This is a genomic window from Rhizobium sp. A22-96, from assembly GCF_053521805.1.
The window spans coordinates 55701-77659 of record NZ_JBNWDQ010000009.1 but is presented as its reverse complement, the minus strand read 5'-3'; the positions used below and the strand labels follow the sequence as shown (position 1 = coordinate 77659).

The following is a 21959-nucleotide window of genomic DNA, read 5'->3' as shown; positions in this document are numbered from 1 at the left end:
GCCTAAAAACCTGAAGCTAAGGAACTTGAGGAAAGTGTCCACGTTCAGCCCCGCTTCAACTGGTCAACGATGGCGTCACTGGCCTTCATGGCCAAAGCCGCCATGGTGATGGTGCTGTTGCCGCATCCTCCCGTCGTCATTGCCGCGCCGCCGGGTAAGAAAAGGTTTGGATGATCATGCGCGCGACAGTCGACATCGACGACGGAGTCTGTGGGATCGGTCCCCATGATGCAGCTCCCCATCATGTGGTCGCTGTTGGTGAAGGTCGTGGCAATGGTGCTTTCGACGGCGCCAAGCTCGGCGATCAGTTTCTTCAGCAATGGCAGGGTGTATTCTTGGTGGCTACGGCGGACATAATCGCCGACATCGTAGTAGATGTTCGGCTTGCTGAGGCCGAGCCAGTCCTTCTTGTCGGACAAGGTCAGGCGGTTGTTGGCATCCGGCAGGATCTCGTGCTCGATCGTCAGTCGCGCCGTGCAGGCCGAGAGCCGGCGAATCTCGGTGTCCAGCGCCTTGCCGACCAGGCCTTTCGCGAGTGCTGCCTGCCCGCCTATGGCGCTGAGAGCGGCATTTTCGCAGCGAAGCATGGCGCCGGCGTGTTCGCTTCGGAATGCGCCTTGCCCCGTCATCATGATGCTGCTGCCCTGCACCGGACCGACGCCCGTCCACATCGGCTCTGCGAGCAGCATCTGCGCGCTGATCTTAGGCTGATCCATCAGATTGCGCCCAACCTGATCCGAATGGTTGGCAACGCCATTCGGATTGCGCTCGTCCTTGGACATCAACAGCAGTTTCGGCGTCTCTATGGCATTGCAGGCAATGGCAAAAAGCCGGCCGACGACCCTTTGCGTTTCCTTGTTGGGATTGAAGAAATGCACCGCCTGGATGTTCTGCTTCGCATCCGTTTCCACCCGGTAGACGACGGCATTGGCAAGAATCCTGCCGCCCTTCGATTCGATCCGTGGCAGCGCCGATGCGGCATCATATTTCGCCGAAATCGGACAGACGGGGAAGCAATTGTTGTTGCCGCAACAGGGCGGTCGCCCGTCGTAGGACACGCCGCTATTGCGGGCTTGAGGCGCGGGAAGATTGGTGATGCCGACGCGTGCGGCGGCGTCTGTGAAACGTTGCTCACCCGGGCCTAAGGGAATGCGTCCCATCGGATAGGGCCTGGAGCGCGGCAATGGCGGCCATTGCAGCTCGACCTCGGACGGACCACAGACTCCCAACGCATATTCGGCCCGAGTGTAATATGGCTCAAGCGTGTTGTAATCGAAGGCCCAGTCCCGGCCGACGCCGTAAAGGCTTTTCAGCCGCATATCATCGGGATGCAGCCGCCAACAGATGCCAGCCCAATGCCAGGTGGCGCCGCCGGCATAACGCACATAACCCTGGCGGTATGCGCGCCCGTTCGGGCCTTCCAGCTGCAGATAGTCGGTCGTGGCGTCCGGTAGTTCAGATTCGATATGTGGCGCCCAGGGCTTGGCCGGATAGGGCGCATTCCAGTTCTGTTTGAACCGCGGCGGTACGTTGCGATAATTCTCAACGATCTGCCAGCGTTCTACACGCGGGCCGGCTTCCAGCATGAGAACGGACAAGCCTGCATCCAGCGCTTGCTCGGCGACGATGCAGCCGATGACGCCTGTCCCGACAACGATAACATCGGCACTGTAGTCGTTTGCCATCTTGCGATTCCATTATCCGAAGACTCGAGTAGGCACGTCAAAAGCCGCTGCGAGCCGATCCTCTGATACAGTCTTGCTCAGGGCATCTCGCTCGATTTGTTTTAAGCTGCCGGCAACGTGCATTCGCACACCCGGCGGCTCTCGTCAGAATGTCGGCATATTGCCGAGAGGCGGGGCCTCCGCATTCCATCCATTCGGACCGGATATTGCGTAGGTCGGGATTGTCATGACGTCATGGGTCGGCTGGTACATGAGCGCCGTCTCGAAGGCGAAGACCTCCGCAGTGCTCGAATTTTCCACTACGCCCGTATACCAGGCCGAAATAATGGCCAGGGCGGTATCCTTCAGGTTCCCTTCAGGAATATCGGCAAAGAATTCCTCGACGACCTTGGCGTTCTTCTGCTTGGCAATTTGGACAACGGCAGAGATATCCCGTTCGATCGTCGGGTATATCCGCAACATGGCCGCAGCCATGCGTGCCCCGACCTCGGGATCCAGACGGTGATCGATCAGCAGAGACGATACTTCCATGAAGCTCGTCGAAACTTCCGGTGCGGCCGTACCCAAAGTTTGGGCCGAAATCTCCGGAGACAACAACACGCCTCCGACGAACAAAGCGCCGCCCACCATCAGTTTCCGACGTGTGAGATTGAATTCCTCAGGACAGTCATCGCGAGACGGGTCAGTCGTGTCCATCAAGATGCCTCGTCAACCGGTTTGCGTCACACTTCAACACAGGCGCAAGTCAGGAATGTCACAGAAATCTATGCAGGACGTAGAATAGAGTCAATCTAACATTCGGTGTAGCGAATTTATCGGAGCCATGGCGAGGATGCGTCTGGGCCGGACCCTCTCAGGCCTATGTGGATGATGCGGAATAGGCTCGCGCAATGGGTTCGCTGGCACTGGTCGTCCCATCAGCCGTCTCGAAATCGAAGAATTTCTGGGTGACGAGGGCGGCGGCACCCCGTGCCCAGGAATTGTCTTCCCAATCGGGCAACAGAGGTGGCGAGGCAAAGAAGGTGCGGGTCGCCATGCTGGATTTCAGCGGGCCGAAAAGAGCATCGCCGAATGAAACCGCTTCGCCTCCGACGACGATGACCTCGGGGTCGGTGATGTTGACAAGATTGGCGAGCGCCTTTCCAATTCCATTGCCGGCCTCGCTCAAGATCCTGACGGTCTCCGGGTCACCGGCTTTTGCTGCCGCCAGCATATCTGTGAGGTTATGACCGTCGTCACGTTCGGTTGCCTCACGCCAGGTGCGCAGCATCGCAGGCTCGGAATAATAGGCCATCAGGCATCCGCGCTTGCCGCATTCGCAAAGCCGGCCATTCTCCTCGTGCAGGGTATGGCCGAATTTGCCGGCCGCACCGTGGGCGCCTCGATAGAGCTTTCCATCGACGATAAGGGCGCAGCTGATGCCGACGCCGATGGCAAGGACCGCCATGTTGCGATACTGCCGTCCCGGGCCGAAGAGCTGCTGGGCAATGGCATAGGCATTGGTGTCGTCTTCGAGCCAGACGGGCACCTTGACCCTTTGCGCCACCATCGATGCGAAAGGCACGTTGTTCCATTTGAACCGGAAGCTGCGCACGCAGACGGCTTGGGCGTTGTCGATGACGCCAGGCACGGAAATGCCGACCCCCGCCAGCCGTGCGTGCGGTCGTCCCGCTGCCTCGACGAGCATGGGTACTGCGTCAGCCAAAGCCCTGGCAACATTCTCCGGCTCGTTGTCGGTAAGGATTAGCCGGGAGGAGGCGAGAGGATTGGTTGCCAGATCGGTGACGACGCATTCGACGGAGCCGACCATCAGTTTGAAGCCGATCGCCAATCCATTGGTGTAGTTGATCTCCACGGGTATGGGGCGCCGGCCTGAAAGCCCGGCCACAGCCTTGCCTTCGCTGACATGTCCTTCCTCGATCAGATCGGCGATGACGAAGGTGACGGCGGCCGGGCTGAGGCCGGTAATCGTCGCTATTTCGGCACGGCTTCTCGGTCCCTCCTGCCGCAGGAGATTGAGGATGAGCCGCCGGTTCAGGGCTCGCGACGTGCTCTGGTCGCCTTTCAGCTTCACGATTTCTCTTTCTTAATTTTGTAAATTAATTATTGCGTCCGTTTCAGACTTATGCATAACTTCACTCGTCGATCAACATCCGGCTCGTGCATAAGCACGAAGAAGTCAGCGGTAAGACAAGGTTTCTCGAACCCAATGTCCCGGGCAGAGCACACGCGCTGCCGCGGCGGGTTTGTTGCGACCATGCGTGGAAGGGCAAGAGGGGCGCCCACCACGCTTTCGTCCGGCTGGCTGGCCAAGGATGCGGACAGACGTCACAACGGGAGGAGTTTCAGATGACTTTCAATTTGCTTGGAAGGCCGGCGAGCCGGCGTGTCTTCTTGAAGGGTGCAGGGGCGGCTTCCGTCGCCGCACTGACAGGTTTTCCGATGCCTGCGATCGCGCAGGCCCAGGACATCAACATCATTTCCGACGAAAGCAACGCCGAGGCACTGGGGATCCTGCGCAAGATCGCCGACGATTTCGGCAAGCAGGCCGGCGTCAAGGTCGTGGTCAACAACATGGATCACGAAGCGCACAAGACGGCGATCCGCAACTATCTGGTCGCCGGTGCACCCGACATCTGCTTCTGGTTTTCGGGAAACCGCATGCGCGCCTTCGTCAAGCGTGGTCTCTTCGATGACATTTCCGATCTTTTCGAGAAGGAGAAATACAAGGATGTGCTCGGCGCAGCCGCCGGCTCTGTCACCGTCGACGGCAAGCAATATGGGCTGCCGACAGGTGGCACGCTCTGGGGCATGTTCTATCGCAAGGATGTCTTCAGCCAGCTCGCCACGACGGTTCCGGCGAGCTGGGACGATTTCCTCGCCTTCGGCGCCAAATGTAAGGCCGCAAACCTCACGCCGATCGCCATGGGCACCAAGGAGCTGTGGCCGGCCGCCGGCTGGTTCGACCAGATGAGCCTGCGCATCAACGGTCTCGACAAGCATATGGCCTTGATGAACGGCGAGATGAGCTATCTCGACCCGGCACTCAAGTCGGTCTTCGACAATTGGGAAACGCTGATCAAGCAAGATTTCTTCACGCCGAACAACACATCCTTCGGCTGGCAGGAGGCGGGTGCGCTTCTCTCGCAGAAGAAGGCCGGTATGATGAATCTCGGCGCCTTCGTCCGCTCCACCTTCCCGAAGGAAGAGCTCGATCAGCTCGCATTCGCACCCTTCCCGACGATCGATGCGAAGATCGGCCGTTTCGAGGAGTTCTCGCTGAATTCGGTGCATATTCCGACTAATGCCAAGAACAAGCAGGGCGCGCGCGAGTTCCTCGCCTATTTCTATCGCCCGGAAAATCTCGGTCCCTATCTGGTGCCCGGCGGCAACGTGCCGCCGCGCAACGACCTGCCGCCGAGCCAGGATCCGCTCGTCAATGCAGCCGTCGAGGCGCTGAAGACAGTGCAGGGCACGTCGCAATATTACGACCGCGACAGCGATCCCGACATGGCCCAGGCCGGCCTCGTCGGCTTCCAGGAATTCATGGCAAAGCCCGAGCGGCGTGACGCGATCCTGAAGCGGCTCGAGGGTACGCGCAAGCGTATCTACAAGCTCTGATTCTCCTCCCAGCGACCGGGGGGCGGGGCTGCTGCTCCGCCTCTCCAAACCGAACGAGGATCAAATGACGACATTCTGGCGCCATCATCGTTGGTGGCTCACCCCGACCTTGCTGATCTTGCCTGCGGCCATTCTCTTCTCTGTCGTCATCCTGTGGTCGGCGGTGGAAAGCCTCTGGATCAGCCTGCATGATTGGGATGGTTTCAGCCCGATGGTCTGGATCGGCTTCGGCAATTACGTCGAGCTGCTCAACGACCCGCAATTCTATGTCTCGCTGAAGAACAATGTGATCTGGCTGGTCATGTTCATGGCGGCACCGCCCATCGGGCTGGCGATTGCTCTGTTGGTCAATCAGAAGATCCGCGGCATGCGGCTGATGAAGTCGCTCTTCTTCATCCCGCTGGTGCTGGCTTCGGTCGCCGTCGGCGTCGTCTTCACCTGGGTCTATACGCCGCAACTCGGATTGCTCGCCCTGATCTTCGGTTTCTTCGGCTCGATGGCACCGGCCGTGCTTTCAGACGAACATTTCGTCACCTTCGCAATCGTTATTGCGGCGCTCTGGCCACAGATTGCCTTCTGCATGGTGCTCTATCTCGCCGGCCTCAACAGCCTCAGCGAGGAGCTGATCGGTGCTGGCCGTGTCGATGGGGCGAGAGGCTGGAACATGCTGCGCCATATCGTCCTGCCGCAGCTGACGCAGGTTACCTTCATCGCCATTGCGGTCACCGTCGTCGGCGCGCTCCGGTCCTTCGACATGGTCTCCGTGATGACGCAGGGCGGCCCGTTCGGCTCCTCCGAAGTGCTTGCCTACCAGATGTTCGAGCAATCGATCTTCTCCTATCGCTTCGGCTATGGCGCTGCGATCGCCTCGGTCCTGTTCGTGATCATGGCGGTATTCATCGTCTGGTATCTCACGCGCATCATTCGCATCGAAGAAAGAGGGGCCTGATGTATCCGCGCCCGATCCCCGAGGATGCCATCTGGCGTCGCCGCTTCTATTTCATCGTCGTGCTCGCCATCCTGATCCTCTGGCTATGCCCGCTCTTCGCCATCATCCTGACCTCGTTCCGCTCGACGCAGGACGTGATGGGCGGAAACCTCTGGGGCTGGCCGACGCAATTCGGCCTGGTGGATAACTACACCTCCGTCTTCACCCAGACGCCGATGGCGCGCTATTTCCTGAATAGCCTGACGATCACCATACCCGCCGTCATCGGCGTGCTGACCTTGAGCACGCTCGCCGGCTTCGTGCTGGCGCGCTATCGTTTCCGCGGCAATATGCTGGTCTTCGCCCTGTTCGTCGGCGGCAATTTCCTGCCCTATCAGATCATGATGATCCCCGTGCGCGATCTGATGGTGCGCATCGGCCTTTACGATACCACCGCGGCGCTGGTCATTTTCCATATCGCCTTCCAGACCGGCTTTGCGACGCTGTTCATGCGCAACTTCATCGCCGCCTTGCCGGACGAGCTGTTCCAGGCGGCAAGGGCCGAGGGCGCGACGCCCTTCCAGACGCTCATTCATGTGGTCGTGCCCCTGGTGCGGCCGGCTCTGGCGGCGCTGGCGATCCTGATCTTCACCTTCGTCTGGAACGACTATTTCTGGGCTGTGGTGCTGACGGTGAGCGACACGGTGAAGCCGGTCACCGCTGGGCTTGCCAATCTGCGCGGCGAATGGGTTTCCGCCTGGAACCTGATTTCGGCCGGCACGATCGTCGTCGCCGTCCCTCCCGTCGTGATGTTCTTCCTCATGCAACGGCATTTCATCGCCGGTCTCACCATGGGCGCGGTGAAAGGATGAGCAGCTTCGTCATCGTCTCCGCCGCCCTTCGTGCCAATCCTTTCCTTGAGAGCCTTGAAGCATGACCAGTCTCGAACTTCGTCACGTCAACAAGAATTACGGCGCCTATCATGCGCTGCGCGGCATCGATCTCTCCGTCGAGCAGGGCGAGTTCATCGTCATGGTCGGACCGTCTGGCTGCGGCAAGTCCACGCTGCTGAAATCGATCGCCGGATTGGAAACGATCTCTTCCGGCCAGATCATGATCAATGGCCGCGATGTCAGCACGGCCGAGCCTGGCGATCGCGGCATTGCCATGGTGTTCCAGTCCTATGCTCTTTATCCGCACATGACGGTTGCCGAGAATATGGGCTTCGGCCTGCGCATGGCGAAGAGGCCGAAGGCAGAGATTGATCAGGCGGTGGCCCGCGCCGCCAAGATCCTCCGGATAACGGACCAGCTCGACAAGCGACCGAAGCAGCTTTCCGGCGGCCAGCGCCAGCGCGTTGCGATCGGTCGCGCCATCACTCGCTCCCCGGATGTCTTTCTGTTCGACGAGCCGCTGTCCAATCTGGATGCGGCACTTCGCACGCAGATGCGCGTCGAACTGAGCGGCCTGCACGCCGAACTCGGCGCGACCATGGTCTATGTGACGCATGACCAGATCGAAGCCATGACCATGGCAAGCCGCATCGTCGTTCTCAATCGCGGCATCATCGAGCAGATCGGCTCACCGCTCGAACTCTACCGCAATCCGGTCAATCTCTTCGTCGCCGGCTTCCTTGGCGCGCCGCGGATGAATTTCTTTCCTGTCACGGTCGACCAGGTCTCCGGAAACTCGGTTACGGTTTCCGCTCCGGGTCTGGCGCCCGTCGCTGTCGAATTGGCGGCCGGCTTCTCGGTCGATAAGGGTGCGAGGCTGACGCTCGGCATCCGGCCGGAAAGCATCGCGGTTGCCGATACCCCATCGGCCGGTGCAGCGATTGCCGGCCGCGTGCGCCTCGTCGAGCATCTGGGCCGCGAGACCATCCTCTATGTCGATGCCGGCGAGCTGCAATGCGTCAGCTCCGAAAGCGGCACCGGCAACATAACCGTGCAGGTCGGTCATGTCGCCGGCATCAATGCCGATGCGCCGGTCGGCCTCAGCATCGATCCGCGCGAGATCTATCTGTTTTCAACCCAGGACGAGCGGACCATCACGGTTCGCAAGCCAATACTCGACAAATAACAGTTCAGGAGCCTGATACCGTGTCAGCAAGCAGCAGCAAGACCGACCTTTCCGTATGGCGAACCATCAAGACCGACAGGTTCCTCGTCGGCGCACCGCATTATCCGGAACATGTCGATGAGAGCTATTGGGAGCGTGATGCCAAGCGCATGGCCGAAGCCGGCTTCAATATCGTCCGTCTCGGCGAATTCGCCTGGCATCTGTTTGAACCGAAGCTCGGCACGTTCGATTTCGATCTGTTCGACCGTGCCATCGAGGTACTGGCGCGCCACGGCATCGATATTATCATGTGCACGCCGACGGCAACACCGCCGCGCTGGCTGACGGTTGCCCATCCCGACATCCTTCGCGTCGACGGCAATGGCCGTAAGATGAGCCACGGTTCACGCCAGCATGCCGACACCGCAAGCCCGGTGTTTCGCGAGCATAGCAAGCGCATCACCAAGGCCATGGCCGAGCACTATCGGGACAATCCGCATGTTGTCGGCTGGCAGACAGACAACGAGCTTAACACCAGCATGCCGGAATCCTTCTCGGCCGCGACGCTTTCGGAATTCCAGCTCTTTCTCGCTGATAAATACGGGACGATCGACAAGCTCAATTTCGCCTGGGGCGGTGATTTCTGGGCGACAGCCTATGACGATTTCAGCCAGGTCGTCCTTCCCATCGAGTTCGGGCCGACCTTCCCAAGCCCAGGACATCTGCAGGACTATCACCGCTTTCTCGCCTTCGCGACGGCACGCTTTCAGCATGATCAGGTGGAAATCCTGCGTGCCACCAAGGCGGAATGGTTCATCTTCCACAATCTCGGCGGCCTTCGCGATATCGACTTCCGCGGCCAGTTCTCCACCGACCTCGATTTCGTCGGCTATGACATCTATCCGATGCTCTATGACGAGTTCCAGCGCATCGGCAACCACGCCAAGGTGCAGGCGCTTCATCTCGATATCTGCCGCGGTTTCTCCGGCAATTACATTGTCCCCGAGCAGCAATCCGGTTTTGGCAGCCAGCCTGGTTTCTGCACGCTGACGCCGGAGCCCGGCGAGATGCGGCGCATGGCCATGTCCTCGGTCGCTCGCGGCGCCGATGGGCTGATGTTCTTCCGCTGGCGGCCGGCGCATTTCGGCGCTGAGATCTACTGGATGGGTGTCATTGACCATGATGATGTGCCGCGCCATCGCTATGATGAGGCAAAGCAGTTTGCCACCGAGATGACAGCTTTGAAGGACAAGATCCTCGGCACTTATGTGCGTATGGATGTCGGTATCGCCGGCTCGGATTTCGACAATCAGGAAGCGCACAAGACCTATTCGATTGGCCTGCCAAGCCCGCAGGATGACGCCGTTCAGCTGCACCAATATTGCTACGATCGCGGCATCGCCTGCGGCTTCATCCATCCGGAGGACGATCTTTCGCGGCTGAAGCTGCTCTATGTGCCGCACTGGGTGATGTGGAAGGATAGCTGGACCGAGAAGCTCGAAGCCTTTGCCAGAGACGGCGGTACGGTGATTATCGGCGCGCGCACCGGCACGCGTGACGAGAACAATCACGTCATCCGCGAGGCGGCACCCGGATCGTCACTGACCCGGCTGACCGGCGTCAAGGTCGAGGATTTCGGCCGGCTGGCGGCACCCGGCGCCAAGGGCCTTTTCGACGTCATGTCCCGGTCGGGCGGCCTTGTCATCCCCCCCAATCGCCCGGCCGAATCCCATCGGCGTGTTCGCCGCTTCACCATCGGCAATCGCGAGATCGAGGCAGCCCATTTCTATGAGAACCTGGCCGTTACAGATGATGTCGAGGCGGTGGCGACATGGTCGAACCGTTATGCCGAAGGCCAGCCGATGGCGACCTTGCGTCGGGTTGGCAAGGGCCGCGTGCTCTATCTCGGCACCTATCTGACGCCGGAGCTGACCGACGCGCTGGCTGACAGGACCTTCGCAGAGGCCGGCATCGCGCCGCTCGTCGGCGATCTGCCTGATGGTGTCGAGGTGACGATGCGCCAGAACGACGATCGGCAGCTTCTGTTCCTGCAAAACTACCTCGATCAGCGTGCAGAGCTGAGGGAAGTCCCGGCGGGGATCAATCTTCTCGACAATGGCAAGGCGGTATCCGGCGCCCTGTCGCTGGAAGCCTATGGCTGTGCCATCATCGAACTTCGCTAGAGTGTAATCTCAGGCGCTCGCCTTTTGTCGGCGAGCGTCTGTCGCGCTGATCGATCTCAGCCGTCCTTGTAGTAATAGCTGTAGCCGTTAAGAGCCGGTGCGCCGCCGAGATGGGCGTATAGGACCTTGGAACCCTCCGGGAAGAAGCCCTTGCGGGTGAGATCGATCATGCCCTGCATGGATTTGCCCTCGTAGACAGGGTCGGTGATCATCGCCTCCGTGCGTGCCGCAAGCCGGATCGCGTCGTTGGTCTCCTCTGACGGGACGCCATAAGCCGGATAGGCGTAGTCCGGGTTGATGACGATCTCGCTTTCGCGGATCGGTCGACCGAGGTCCACAAGCTCTGCCGTGGAATCGACGATCTTGCGGACCTGCGCACGGGTCTGGTCGAGCGTGCCCGAGGCATCGATGCCGATCACGCTTTCCGCCCGGTTCTGCGCGGCGAAGCCGACGATCATGCCGCCCTGCGTCGAGCCTGTGACGACACAGAGGACGATATAGTCGAAGGTGAAGCCGAGTTCCTTTTCCTGCGCCGCGACCTCTTCGGCAAAGCCGACATAGCCAAGCGCTCCATATTTGTGCACGGAAGCGCCGGCCGGGATCGGGTAGGGCTTGCCGCCGGCATCTTTTACGGATTGGATCGCATCTTCCCAGCTCTTGCGGATGCCGATGTCGAAACCATCATCGACGAGGCGGCTGTCGGCGCCCATAAGACGCGTCATCAGGATATTGCCCACGCGGTCATAGACCGAGTCATAATGCGGCACCCATTTCTCCTGGATGACCACGCACTTCATGCCGATCTTGGCGGCGGTGGCGGCGACCATGCGGGTATGGTTCGACTGCACGCCGCCGATCGACACGAGCGTATCGGCACCCGAGGCAATCGCATCCGGAACGATATATTCGAGCTTCCTGAGCTTGTTGCCGCCCATGGCGAGACCGGAATTGCAGTCGTCCCGCTTGGCATAGATCTGGACCTTGCCGCCCAGCGCGGCGGTCAGCCGCGGCAGGTGCTCGATCGGCGTCGGGCCGAAGGTGAGGGGATAGCGTTCGAATTTTTCAAGCAATGACATCGATCATGACCTCCGTGCCGGTGATGGTGGGAGGATAGGAGAAAGTGTGCGAAAGGTGCTCTCTAAGTTTGCCTGAATTATTGCCGAATTTCGGGTAAATTCGTACAATATGATGATTTCCTTCAGGTGATTGGCAGAAAAATGAAAGAATCTTCCATGCAGGCTCTCGACAAAATCGACCTTAAGATCCTGCGTGCGCTGCAATCTGAGGGCCGGCTGACCAATGCCGATCTGGCCGAGCGGGTAAATGTCAGCGCCGCGACCTGCCACAGGCGGACGCAGCGGCTTTTCGACGAGGGCTACATAGCCGGCGTCCGCGCCGAAGTTGTGCCGGCAACTGTCGGGCTGGGGGCGCTCGTGATGGTCGGCGTGGTGCTCGATCGTTCGACACCGGAGAGTTTTGCGACTTTCGAAGGCGCCGTGATGGAGATGAAGGAAGTGCTCGACTGCAATCTGGTTGCCGGCGACTTCGATTACCTCCTGAAGATCCGCGTGCGCGACATGGCGGATTTCAACAAGCTGCATGGACAGAAATTGATTGCGCTTCCTGGTGTGCGCCAGACACGAACCTTTTTCGTGATGAAGGAAGTCAAGGAAAATGCCCGGCTGCCGTTCTAGGTGACCAAGCCAGCCTATCCTTCATCGCAGCACGGTGGTTCTGACGTGACAGCCTGCAGCGCACATTCCCATCCGAGCGGAAGCTTCATTGACTGCGACAGGTCATCGGGAAGGTCATGGCGATCGCTGGCAATATCAGCCTATTGTAGCATCCTTGATCGGCGATTTCGGCAGGTTCTCCAGAAACCTAGTGGTTTCGCCCAGCAGATTTTCCATCGCGACACGGGCGGCGGCCGCGTCTTTCGCCATGATGGCATGGGCCACGGCATGGTGGTTTTCGAGGTTGAAAGAGAAAGCCCCGACAGTATGGGGAAACACGGCATCGAGTATCGATTCAATCGCCTGGCGCAGACTTTGCAGTACCGGATTATGCGTGGCCGCCAATATGGAGAGGTGAAATTCCTTGTCCGCGGCAACGGCTGCGACCGGATCGTCCTGGCTTTCCTCCATGCGTCGGTATGCGCCCACGATGGTTTCCCGTTCAGCAGTGCTGGCACGTAGGGCCGCCAATGCCACGGCGCCGGGTTCGACGATCTCACGCACTTCCGCAAATGCCAGCAGTTCGGCATGGGAGATGCGTCCGTTCGACAGCCACCCGATCAACTCGGCATCAAGCCACTGCCACTTTTCGCGTGGTTCGACCCTCGTGCCGGTCCGCTGCCTGACGGTCACCAGGCCTTTGGCCGACAATATCTTCGCCGCCTCGCGCACGACCGTGCGGCTGACGCCGAACTCATGCTCCAGCTCGGTTTCCGACGGAAGATAGCTGCCCGGAGCGATCTGCCCGGAGGCGATGCGGACGCCAAGGGCCTCCACAAGTGCCATCGTCCTGTTCGGTTTTGTCATGCGGATTCCTCGCCTCAGTCGCCACGCAGACCAATCAGAATGCGCGAATAAATGCAAATGGCATGTTGCTCATCAAACATCATATGTTAAAGGTATGATGTTTGATGGACGCCACGGAGGTGGCGGGGAGGGGAAAATGAATCTCGATACCAACACGGAAGCGGTTCGCCGCATCAATCTGCGCATTCTGCCGTTTCTGATGCTGCTCTATCTCGTTGCCTATATCGACCGATCCAACATTTCGGTGGCCGCTCTCGGCATGAACGCCGAACTTGGATTGACGAGCCAGATGTATGGGCTCGCGGCCGGCATATTCTTTGCGACCTATATCGTCTTCGAAATACCGAGCAATGTGCTCCTGACCCGCTTCGGCGCGCGCCGCTGGATTGCGCGCATCATGATCACGTGGGGGATCGTCGCAGCGGGCATGGCGTTTGTTTCGAGCGCCCACCAGCTCTACGGCATGCGACTTCTTCTCGGCGCGGCGGAAGCCGGCTTTACGCCTGGGATCATCTACTATCTTGCGAAATGGTATCCGTCGCGCGATCGCGCCAACGCCATGTCCTTCTTCTATATCGGAGCCGCGCTCGCATCGGTCATCGGCCTGCCGCTTTCGGGCCTGCTGCTCAATGCGCATGGTATTCTCGGTCTTTCGGGATGGCGCTGGGTGTTCCTGATCGAAGGTATTCCGGCCGTTCTCCTGGGCTTTGCAGTGCTGAAGTTCCTGCCGGATCGTCCAAAGGATGCGGCTTGGCTTACGGCGGCGCAGCAGGATAGTCTCGAGCGCACGATCGCGGCCGAGGAAGCCGAGGCGCCGGTATCCCACCACGCATCCTGGAGTGTTGCCTTCTCGAGTATTCGTGTCTGGCTTCTCGCCTTCTTCTGGCTGTTGCAGGCCTTTGGCACGATCGGCATCACCCTGTTCATGCCGCTGATCGTCAAGAACCTCTCCGGCGGCGGCAATTTGGCGGTGAGCCTGCTTTCAGCCGTGCCGTTCCTTGCCGCCTGCGTCTTCATGTTCTTCAATAGCCGGCATTCCGACCGGACCGGCGAGCGGGCCTTCCATTTGGGACTTCCGCTCGCGCTGGCGGGGGCATGCCTTCTGGGTGCGACCTATGCCGGCGACGCGCGCCTCTCCTACCTGTTGCTGGTGCTTTCCGTCGCGCTCAATTGGGCTGTTATTCCGATCTTCTGGGCCGTCACGACCGAACTCGTCTCCGGTATCGCGGCCGCCATATCGATCGCGCTGATCAATGCTTTGGCGAATGTTGCCGGCCTGGCGCTGCCTCCGGTGATCGGCTGGATCAAGGACTCGACCGGAACATATGACATCGCGCTGACCCTGGTGGCATCGGCGCTGATTGTGGGCGGTGTGCTCGGCATTGCGATCGTCCGGACAGGGACACCGGCTCTTCGGCTTTCAAGACAGTGAGGTTATCTAGAATGACATTCGAACCTGAGAAACTGCACGGCATTCACGCAATCCTCTACGCCTTCTTCGACGGAGACGAGAAACTGGATCGGGCGGCGATGAAACGGCAGACGGACATCTGCATTGCCCAAGGCGTTCATGGTCTTGCGGCGCTCGGCCTTGCCACCGAGGTATCCAAGCTGGCGGGCAATGAGCGGCGCATCGTGATGGATTGGCTTGCCGAGGACAATGCCGGGCGTCTGCCGCTCGCCTTCACAATCTTCGGCACATCGGTTGCTGAACAGATCGAACAGGTCCGTCATGCGGAGCGGGCAGGGGCGGACTGGGTCATACTTCAGCCGCCGCCGGTCGGTTCTTTCGGGGCTAAGGAATATATCGACTTCTTCGGCCGCGTTGCAGATGCGACGGCCCTGCCGGTGGCAATCCAGAACGCGCCAGCCTTTCTCGGGCGGGGACTGACAGGCCCGGACCTTGCCGCACTGCGCAACGCGCATCCCAATGTGCGCGTGCTCAAGGCGGAAGGATCAGCGGTGGAGGTTAAGGCCTTGATGGATGCTGTCGGCGGAGATGTACCGGTCTTCAACGGCAGGGGAGGGTTGGAGTTGCTGGACGGGCTGCGAGCCGGTTGCGCCGGCTATATTCTCGCACCCGATCTCATCGACTACGCGGTCAGGGCATACAATGCCTTTCATGTTGACGACGAAAGCCGCGCCGAGGAGGTCTACCGGGCCATGTTGCCATCCGCCGTTACCGTCATGCAGGGGATCGAGCATCTGATGTGCTACGGCAAGCGCCTCTTCGCGGAAAGGGCCGGCCTGGTGGTCCATGATCGCGCACCCGCCATGCGCCCAACGGAGTTCGGCCAAAGCCTCATTGCCCAGCATGCCAGGGCGCTCGGCATGTTGCAAATACGGTAGCGCTTAACTGCCGGATTTCGGCGGCTCCAGCTTCTGGACCTCCTGGGCTTCGCGCAGGAGGTTTTTCATCTGTTCCGCCGCAGCCTGACCGTTGCCCTCGGCAATGGCTTCATAGACATTCTGATGACGGCGGATCCAACGCTCGTCCTCTTTCGCGGTTTGCTCGAGGCTAACCTTGAAAACATGTTTCAGCCCGGCTGAAATCAACGAGCCCAGCGCGAGATAGAAAGCATTGCCGGTGGCCGCCAGAATGGCGGTATGAAATGCGAGATCATGCTCGATTTTCTCATCGGCGCTGGAGGCGAGCGTCATGCCCAGCAAAGCATGCTTCATCCTCTGCAATGTTTGCGGAGTCGCCCGCGCGGCGGCGAGCTCGGCGGCGGCCGGCTCGAAGGATTGGCGCAGCTCGTAAAGATCGAGACGCGCTCTTTCGCTGCCATCGATCGCCCCAAGCCGCCATGCGAGAACCTGGGGGTCCAGCAGATGCCATTCGGAATGATCGGTGACCCTTGTACCGCTTCTGGGACGGCTGTCGAGAAGGCCCTTGGCCGACAGGATCTTGATGGCTTCGCGAATGACGGTGCGCGACGTTCCAAACTGGTCGCACAGCTCCTGCTCGGTGCCGATGGAGGCGCCGGCCGCAAGCGAACCTCCGACGATTCGCTCGCCAAGAGCCTGCACCACAGCGTCGTGGAACCGCTCTCTCGTGCCAAGGCTCGTTTCGTCGGCGCCTGAATTCATGCCAGCCATTCGTTCTCCCCAAATCAGGACATCTCTAGCTTCTTCAGTCTGTGGTCACAAGTTCCGCGCCGCTTGACGGGTCCAGCTCATTTGTATAACAAAAATATAAATCATTATACAAATAGGAGCTATCATGTCCGAGGATCCGAAGCGCAGGTCGCAGGCCTGGTTTGGCGGGGTGGACAAGGACGGGTTCATACACCGGTCCTGGATGAAGAATGGCGGTCTGCCCGATGACGTCTTCGATGGCCGGCCCGTCATCGGCATCTGCAATACCTTCTCGGAATTCACGCCGTGCAACGCGCATTTCCGCGAGCTTGTTACCCACATCAAGGCGGGTGTTCTGGAAGCCGGTGGCCTGCCTTTGGAGTTTCCGGTGTTTTCCTGCGGCGAATCCAATCTCCGCCCGACCGCCATGCTGTTTCGCAACCTGGCGTCGATGGATGTCGAGGAGGCGATCCGCGCCAACCCGATGGATGGCGTTATCCTGATGGCAGGATGCGACAAGACCACGCCGTCGCTGCTGATGGGGGCCGCAAGCTGCGACCTGCCGACGATCGTCATCTCCGGCGGGCCGATGCTGAACGGCAATTTCCGTGGCAAGCCGATCGGCTCCGGGACGGACGTGTGGAAATTCTCCGAGGAGGTGCGGGCAGGCACGATGAGCCGGCAGGAGTTCATGGAGGCCGAAAGCGCCATGTCACGCTCTCCCGGTCACTGTATGACCATGGGAACGGCCTCGACCATGGCGTCGATGGTGGAAGCCCTTGGTGTCGCGCTGCCCACCAACGCGGCCTGGCCTGCTGTCGATGCCCGGCGCGCGCGGCTTGCCCGAATGACGGGCCGCCGCGCTGTCGCCATGGTCAAGGAGAACATGCGTCTCTCGAAGATCCTCACAAAAGCGGCGTTCGAAAATGCCATCAAGATCAACGGTGCGGTCGGCGGTTCGACCAATGCCGTCGTCCATCTGCTCGCCATCGCCGGACGGATCGGCGTCGATCTCTCGCTTCAGGATTGGGACAGGCTCGGGCGCGACGTTCCGACGATCGTCGATCTGATGCCGTCGGGAAAATACCTGATGGAAGATTTCTGTTACGCCGGAGGCATCCCCGTCGTGATGTCCGAGATCAAGGATCTTTTGAACCTCGACGTGCTCACCGTTTCAGGCATGACCGTCGGCGAGAATATTGCTGACGTCGTCAATCACAATCCCGACGTTATCCGATCCCGAGCGACCCCTCTCGTCGAGAGCGGCGGCATTGCCGTGCTCAAGGGCAATCTCGCCCCGGATGGCGCGGTGCTGAAACCTTCCGCCGCGTCACCGCATCTGATGCGTCATCGCGGAAGGGCCGTGGTCTTCGAAAACATCGAGGACTTCCATGCCAGGATCGACGATCCCAATCTTGATGTCGACGAGAACTCTGTTCTGGTGCTGAAGGGCGCCGGCCCGCGTGGCTATCCGGGCATGGCCGAAGTCGGCAACATGGCGTTGCCAAGCAAGCTGCTCGAGAAGGGGGTCCGCGACATGGTGCGTGTCTCAGACGGCAGAATGAGCGGTACGGCCTATGGGACCGTGGTACTTCACGTCTCCCCCGAAGCGGCCGCCGGCGGCCCATTGGCTCTCGTCCAGCAGGGCGATTTCATTGCGCTCGATGTTGATGCCCGCACGCTCATTCTCGAGGTGCCGGAAGAAGAGCTTGCACGAAGGCGTTCTGTCTGGAGCGAGCCGGCGCCGGCGATGACTTCCGGATACCAGAGCCTCTACGTGAGGACGGTCATGCAGGCAGATACCGGTTCTGACCTCGACTTTCTGGTTGGAGGACGCGGCGCAAAGGTGCCGCGCGAAAGTCACTAATTCATCCGCATTGAAAACCATAAGAAGGAGGAGATCGATGGTTTCCGAAAACGAACTGGTCGCCAAGATTACTTGGCGGCTGATGCCCTGGCTGGGCTTTCTTTATCTCATTGCCTATATCGACCGGCAGAATGTCAGTTTCGCCAAGCTTCAGATGGTCGACGCTCTCGGCCTCAGTGAATATGCCTATGGGCTGGGCGCCTCTCTTTTCTTCATCGGTTATTTCATTTTCGAGGTGCCGAGCAACCTCCTGTTGACGCGGTTCGGCGCCAGCAAATGGTTTGCGCGCATCCTGGTGTCATGGGGGATCGTCACCATCGCGCTCGCCTTCACCGCGAACGCGACCATGTTCTATATCCTGCGCTTCCTGCTGGGTGCGTGCGAGGCAGGCTTCTTTCCCGGCGTCCTCTATCTGCTGACGCTCTGGTATCCTTCCGAACATAGAGGCAGGATGGTCGGATTGTTTATGATCTTCAGTGCCGTTGCCAATGCGGTTGGCGCGCCGCTGGGTGGGACGCTTCTCAGCCTCGACGGTCTGTTCGGCTTTGCCGGATGGGAGTGGGTGTTTCTCGCGACTGGAATTCCTGCCGTGCTTGCTGGAATTGCGACACTGTTTCTATTGCCGGATAGACCCGAGCAAGCGGCTTTTCTCAACGAACCCGAAAGGAAATGGCTGGCGCAGCGCTTGGCATCGGAAGATGCCGGGATCGATACTCACGGCCGAAATCCGCTGATGGCGCTGCTGGATGCCAGAGTGATCCTCATGTCCGTCTGTTTTATCGGATTCCCCCTGTCGGCATACGGGCTGAGCTACTGGCTGCCGACCATCGTCAAGAGCTTCGGTGTCGACAGCCTGTCGAACGGGTTCCTGAACATCATCCCCTGGGTGCTGGTTGCCATCGGCCTCTATTTGGTTCCGGCCGCCGCGGCGCGAGCCAAATCGCAGACGGCCTATATTATCGGTCCTGCCGTGGTGGGAATTGTCTGCCTCGTCGCGTCCGCCGTCCTGACCAATCATGCCCTGCAATTCGCATTCCTTTGCCTGGCTGCCGCAGGCATCTTTGCGGGGCAGCCCGTCTTCTGGAACCTTCCGTCCAAGTTTCTAAAGGGCGCCGGCGCTGCTGCCGGATTGGCAGCGATCAATTCGGTCGGCAACCTGGGTGGATTCATTGCCCAGAATGTCGTGCCGTGGATCCGCGATGCGACGGGGAGTGCCACCGCGCCGATGTTCTTCCTGGCACTGTGCCTGGCAATTACGGCGGTGCTGGTTCTGGCCGTTCAGCACACTATTGCCCGCAACGGAGACGCGAGCGGAAATTGATGAGTGTGAGCCATTGAACGTCCAATGGCGAGGCGAATGAAGAAAGGCCGGAGCAGGGCGCCTCGCCATGCTCCGGCCTTTACGATTCTATCGGTGCTTTCAGTCGGGTGCCACGATCAATGCCTCGTCGATCTCTTCGGCCGGGGCACGTTCGCGGGCGAGCCGCCGGAGCGTGGCTGCGAGCAGGATGGTCATCAGCACGAGTTCGACGGCAATCGCGGTCATGCCAGCTGCCTGGTAGTGGTTCGAATATTGCAGGACCTGCGCGAACACGGCGCCCAGGATCGCCGGTCCCAGACCCAGCGAAACCTGCTGCATGGTGGCGAGCATGGCGCTACCGGCGCCGGCATGCTCATGCGGTACATCCGCAAGTCCGAGCCGGTAGAAGCAATTGACGATCAATGCCTGGCCGAAGCCGATCAGAACGGTTGATGGGATGAGGTTGATGATGCTCGGCTGTGGCCACACCAGGTCCAGTGTCACGATGAGCAGGACAAGCCCCGTCATCTGGATCAGGCAGCCGGTGACGAGCATCGCCTCGCGGCGCATGCCGGCAAGCTTGCGCGTAACGAAGACGGCGGAGACGAAATAGGACCCGCCGAGCGCGATCAAGGCATTGCCAGACTGCAGCGGCGTCAACCCGGCGCCTGCCTGCAGCGTCAGCGCTATGACGAACATGAAGCCGCTCCACGAGGTGAAGAAGATGATCGCGATCAGACCGCCGAAGCGCATGCTGGAGATGCGGGTGAGGGAGGGCGGCAGAATTGGGAAGGCACTACGCTCCTCCTTGACCCGCTGGATGCGCCATAGAAGCGCTGCCAGCGGCAGGGTCGGCACGAAGCCGAGCAGGCAGAGCCAGTTCCAATGGAGGGAGGGGCCGAGCGCCGTCGGCACCAGCACGGAGAGCGTCAGCAGCGCCAATGTCACCATGCCCGACCAGTCAACCGGCACCTTGCGGTGGCCGCGCGTTTCGGGGACGTAACGCCACATGCTTACCAGGATCAGGATGCAGATCGGCAGGTTGATGAGGAAGATGCTGCGCCAGCCGGAACCGGCAATATCGGCCGATATCAGGAAGCCGCCGAGAACCTGGCCGATAATGAAGGCAATGCCGCCGATTGCGCCATAAAGCGCGACGGCGCGGGCATGATCACGACCGCTCAGGCTGACATGGATCGTCGCCAGCACCTGCGGCACCATGAGCGCGGCGGCAAATCCCTGCAGCGCACGCGCGATGATGAGGAAGGTAACGGATGTCGCCACGCCGCAGAGCAACGAGGCGAGGCAGAACATCAGGACAGCCACGCCGAACATGCGCCGGCGGCCGAAATTGTCACCGAGACGGGCGCCCATCGCCAGGCAAATCGCGAAGGCGACGCCATAGGCTGAAACAAAGAGTTCGAGTTCGGTTTCACCGGCCTTCAGCGACACGGCGATCGCTGCCAGGCCCACGTTGATGATGGAAAAATCGAGCTGCAGCAGCAATTGCCCGGCGAGCAGGATCATCAGGCCGACTTGGCCGAGCCGGATTGGTGCGGATGACATGGAGACCTCAAAGCGTTTCTGAAACAGAGTCCACAGGCTTCTATACCTATGCTAAACTGGTACAAGCCCTCTATTTAGACTGGTATAAGCAGTGTCAGGCTGGAGACTGGAAATGCACGGTACGCTCGATATATCCGCCAATCATCTGCCGTCACGGGCGCAGGAACTTGGCGAGATGCTGCGCCGGAAACGGGAGGCGCTCGACCCCAAGCGTCTCGGAATTGGCCGCGTCGGCCGGATACGTACGCCGGGATTGCGGCGGGAAGAAGTGGCGGCGCGCGCAGATATCGGCATCACCTGGTATACGAAGCTCGAACAGGGCCGAGAGATCCGCGTATCGCCGCGCGTCCTCTTCGCGGTTGCCCATGCGTTGGAATTCAACGAATTCGAGACGGAGCACCTGTTCAGGCTGGCCGGCCTGCCTGTTCCGGCCCGGCTTGATAATCCGCGGGTCTGTGAACCACTCACCCCGGCAAGCCAGCGCATTCTTGACCAGCTCTGTCCCTATCCTGCCGTCATCCAGACGAAACGTTACAATATTCGCGGCTTCAACGAGGCCTACCGCCGGCTCGTTGGCGTTGACCTCAATGCCCTCCCGCTGGAGGATCGCAACTGCATCTATCTGTCGCTCGTCAACCCCGCCTGGCGCGCGAGCCAGGCTGATCCAGACGAAGTGCTGGCAAGCATGGCCGCGCTTTTCCGGGCATCGATGGCCGAGCATCGCGACGATCCGTCATGGGAGCTGCAGCTGGAGCGCTACATGAGCGTTTCCGATCAATTCCGCATCGTGTGGGACCGCTACCAGCTCAAGGCCATCGAGAATGTGGTGAAGCGCTTCCGTCTGGCGGACGGTACGATCCTTGCGCTCCAATCCAACAATTGGTGGGCAAGCCCGAGCAATGACGAGCGGATGATCGTCTACATGCCCATTGACGATGCAGGCGTCGAGACGCTGAAAGCGATGATGAAGCGCAAGAGGGCCTGTTGAAGGATAAAGCGTGGCGCTCTGGAGGCGATTGCCGTAGCGCGAAGTTGGTGGATCTTCTGCAACCGGGTATTGAACCTTGAGGCAGCGCCGCTATTTTCGCCGCTGTAAACACGGGCGCGACGTTGAACCCCCAGGATCTTGCGAG

18 protein-coding genes are annotated in these 21959 nt (G+C 60.1%); 11 read left to right on the top strand and 7 right to left on the bottom strand.

Features of this window, described 5'->3' with window-relative positions:
* Positions 1–44 precede the first annotated feature (44 nt).
* The 3 genes from ACQZ6F_RS31565 to ACQZ6F_RS31555 all read right to left on the bottom strand — a co-directional run bounded on the left by ACQZ6F_RS31565 (position 45) and on the right by ACQZ6F_RS31555 (position 3759).
* Positions 45–1685: a GMC family oxidoreductase gene (locus ACQZ6F_RS31565; RefSeq protein WP_449095951.1), complete on the bottom strand. Its 1641-nt coding sequence runs from the start codon at positions 1683–1685 to the stop codon at positions 45–47.
* Between the two features lie 144 nt (positions 1686–1829).
* The gene (locus tag ACQZ6F_RS31560; RefSeq protein ID WP_449095950.1) at positions 1830–2381 is read right to left on the bottom strand and encodes a sorbitol dehydrogenase family protein; all 552 of its coding nucleotides are present in this window, start codon (positions 2379–2381) and stop codon (positions 1830–1832) included.
* A gap of 163 nt (positions 2382–2544) precedes the next feature.
* Positions 2545–3759 (bottom strand): ROK family transcriptional regulator, encoded by a 1215-nt coding sequence (locus ACQZ6F_RS31555; protein ID WP_449095949.1) that lies wholly within the window; start codon positions 3757–3759, stop codon positions 2545–2547.
* Between the two features lie 275 nt (positions 3760–4034).
* Here ACQZ6F_RS31555 and ACQZ6F_RS31550 point away from each other — a divergent pair, with 275 nt between their 5' ends.
* The 5 genes from ACQZ6F_RS31550 (at position 4035) to ACQZ6F_RS31530 (ending at position 10475) form a co-directional block, all read left to right on the top strand.
* Entirely contained in the window at positions 4035–5306 is a 1272-nt protein-coding gene (locus ACQZ6F_RS31550; protein ID WP_449095948.1) for an ABC transporter substrate-binding protein, read from the top strand.
* 64 nt (positions 5307–5370) lie between these two features.
* Complete coding sequence (locus ACQZ6F_RS31545; protein WP_449095947.1) at positions 5371–6255, top strand: carbohydrate ABC transporter permease; 885 nt, start codon at positions 5371–5373, stop codon at positions 6253–6255.
* Positions 6255–7106 (top strand): carbohydrate ABC transporter permease, encoded by an 852-nt coding sequence (locus tag ACQZ6F_RS31540; protein WP_077472099.1) that lies wholly within the window; start codon positions 6255–6257, stop codon positions 7104–7106. Before ACQZ6F_RS31545 ends, ACQZ6F_RS31540 begins: the two co-directional genes overlap by 1 nt.
* Before the next feature lie 61 nt (positions 7107–7167).
* Positions 7168–8313 carry an ABC transporter ATP-binding protein gene (locus ACQZ6F_RS31535; protein ID WP_449095946.1) on the top strand — a complete coding sequence of 382 codons (1146 nt, stop codon included), beginning with the start codon at positions 7168–7170 and terminating at the stop codon, positions 8311–8313.
* Positions 8314–8333: 20 nt separating this feature from the next.
* Positions 8334–10475: a beta-galactosidase gene (locus ACQZ6F_RS31530; RefSeq protein ID WP_449095945.1), complete on the top strand. Its 2142-nt coding sequence runs from the start codon at positions 8334–8336 to the stop codon at positions 10473–10475.
* 56 nt (positions 10476–10531) lie between these two features.
* Here the strand turns inward: ACQZ6F_RS31530 and ACQZ6F_RS31525 are convergent, their stop codons facing one another.
* Complete coding sequence (locus ACQZ6F_RS31525; RefSeq protein ID WP_449095944.1) at positions 10532–11551, bottom strand: 1-aminocyclopropane-1-carboxylate deaminase; 1020 nt, start codon at positions 11549–11551, stop codon at positions 10532–10534.
* 141 nt (positions 11552–11692) lie between these two features.
* Between ACQZ6F_RS31525 and ACQZ6F_RS31520 the strand changes: the two genes are divergently transcribed.
* Positions 11693–12169, top strand: a complete 477-nt coding sequence (locus ACQZ6F_RS31520; protein WP_449095943.1) for an Lrp/AsnC family transcriptional regulator — start codon at positions 11693–11695, stop codon at positions 12167–12169.
* A 135-nt stretch (positions 12170–12304) separates the two neighbouring features.
* On the opposite strand, the gene ACQZ6F_RS31515 is transcribed toward ACQZ6F_RS31520, so the two are convergent.
* Complete coding sequence (locus ACQZ6F_RS31515; RefSeq protein WP_449095942.1) at positions 12305–13015, bottom strand: FadR/GntR family transcriptional regulator; 711 nt, start codon at positions 13013–13015, stop codon at positions 12305–12307.
* 136 nt (positions 13016–13151) lie between these two features.
* Here ACQZ6F_RS31515 and ACQZ6F_RS31510 point away from each other — a divergent pair, with 136 nt between their 5' ends.
* Together ACQZ6F_RS31510 and ACQZ6F_RS31505 are read left to right on the top strand one after the other, a co-directional pair.
* Complete coding sequence (locus ACQZ6F_RS31510) at positions 13152–14447, top strand: MFS transporter (protein WP_449095941.1); 1296 nt, start codon at positions 13152–13154, stop codon at positions 14445–14447.
* A gap of 11 nt (positions 14448–14458) precedes the next feature.
* Positions 14459–15364: a dihydrodipicolinate synthase family protein gene (locus ACQZ6F_RS31505; protein ID WP_077472093.1), complete on the top strand. Its 906-nt coding sequence runs from the start codon at positions 14459–14461 to the stop codon at positions 15362–15364.
* Between the two features lie 3 nt (positions 15365–15367).
* Here the strand turns inward: ACQZ6F_RS31505 and ACQZ6F_RS31500 are convergent, their stop codons facing one another.
* The gene (locus ACQZ6F_RS31500; protein ID WP_449095940.1) at positions 15368–16114 is read right to left on the bottom strand and encodes a FadR/GntR family transcriptional regulator; all 747 of its coding nucleotides are present in this window, start codon (positions 16112–16114) and stop codon (positions 15368–15370) included.
* A gap of 124 nt (positions 16115–16238) precedes the next feature.
* Between ACQZ6F_RS31500 and ACQZ6F_RS31495 the strand changes: the two genes are divergently transcribed.
* Together ACQZ6F_RS31495 and ACQZ6F_RS31490 are read left to right on the top strand one after the other, a co-directional pair.
* Positions 16239–17960 (top strand): IlvD/Edd family dehydratase, encoded by a 1722-nt coding sequence (locus ACQZ6F_RS31495; RefSeq protein ID WP_449095939.1) that lies wholly within the window; start codon positions 16239–16241, stop codon positions 17958–17960.
* A gap of 37 nt (positions 17961–17997) precedes the next feature.
* Positions 17998–19281, top strand: coding sequence for an MFS transporter (locus ACQZ6F_RS31490; protein ID WP_449095938.1), 1284 nt, complete (start codon positions 17998–18000; stop codon positions 19279–19281).
* Between the two features lie 99 nt (positions 19282–19380).
* Here ACQZ6F_RS31490 and ACQZ6F_RS31485 read toward each other — a convergent pair whose 3' ends face one another.
* Entirely contained in the window at positions 19381–20826 is a 1446-nt protein-coding gene (locus tag ACQZ6F_RS31485; RefSeq protein ID WP_449095937.1) for an MFS transporter, read from the bottom strand.
* A 112-nt stretch (positions 20827–20938) separates the two neighbouring features.
* Between ACQZ6F_RS31485 and ACQZ6F_RS31480 the strand changes: the two genes are divergently transcribed.
* Positions 20939–21814 (top strand): helix-turn-helix transcriptional regulator, encoded by an 876-nt coding sequence (locus tag ACQZ6F_RS31480; protein WP_077472088.1) that lies wholly within the window; start codon positions 20939–20941, stop codon positions 21812–21814.
* The last annotated feature ends 145 nt before the right edge of the window (positions 21815–21959 follow it).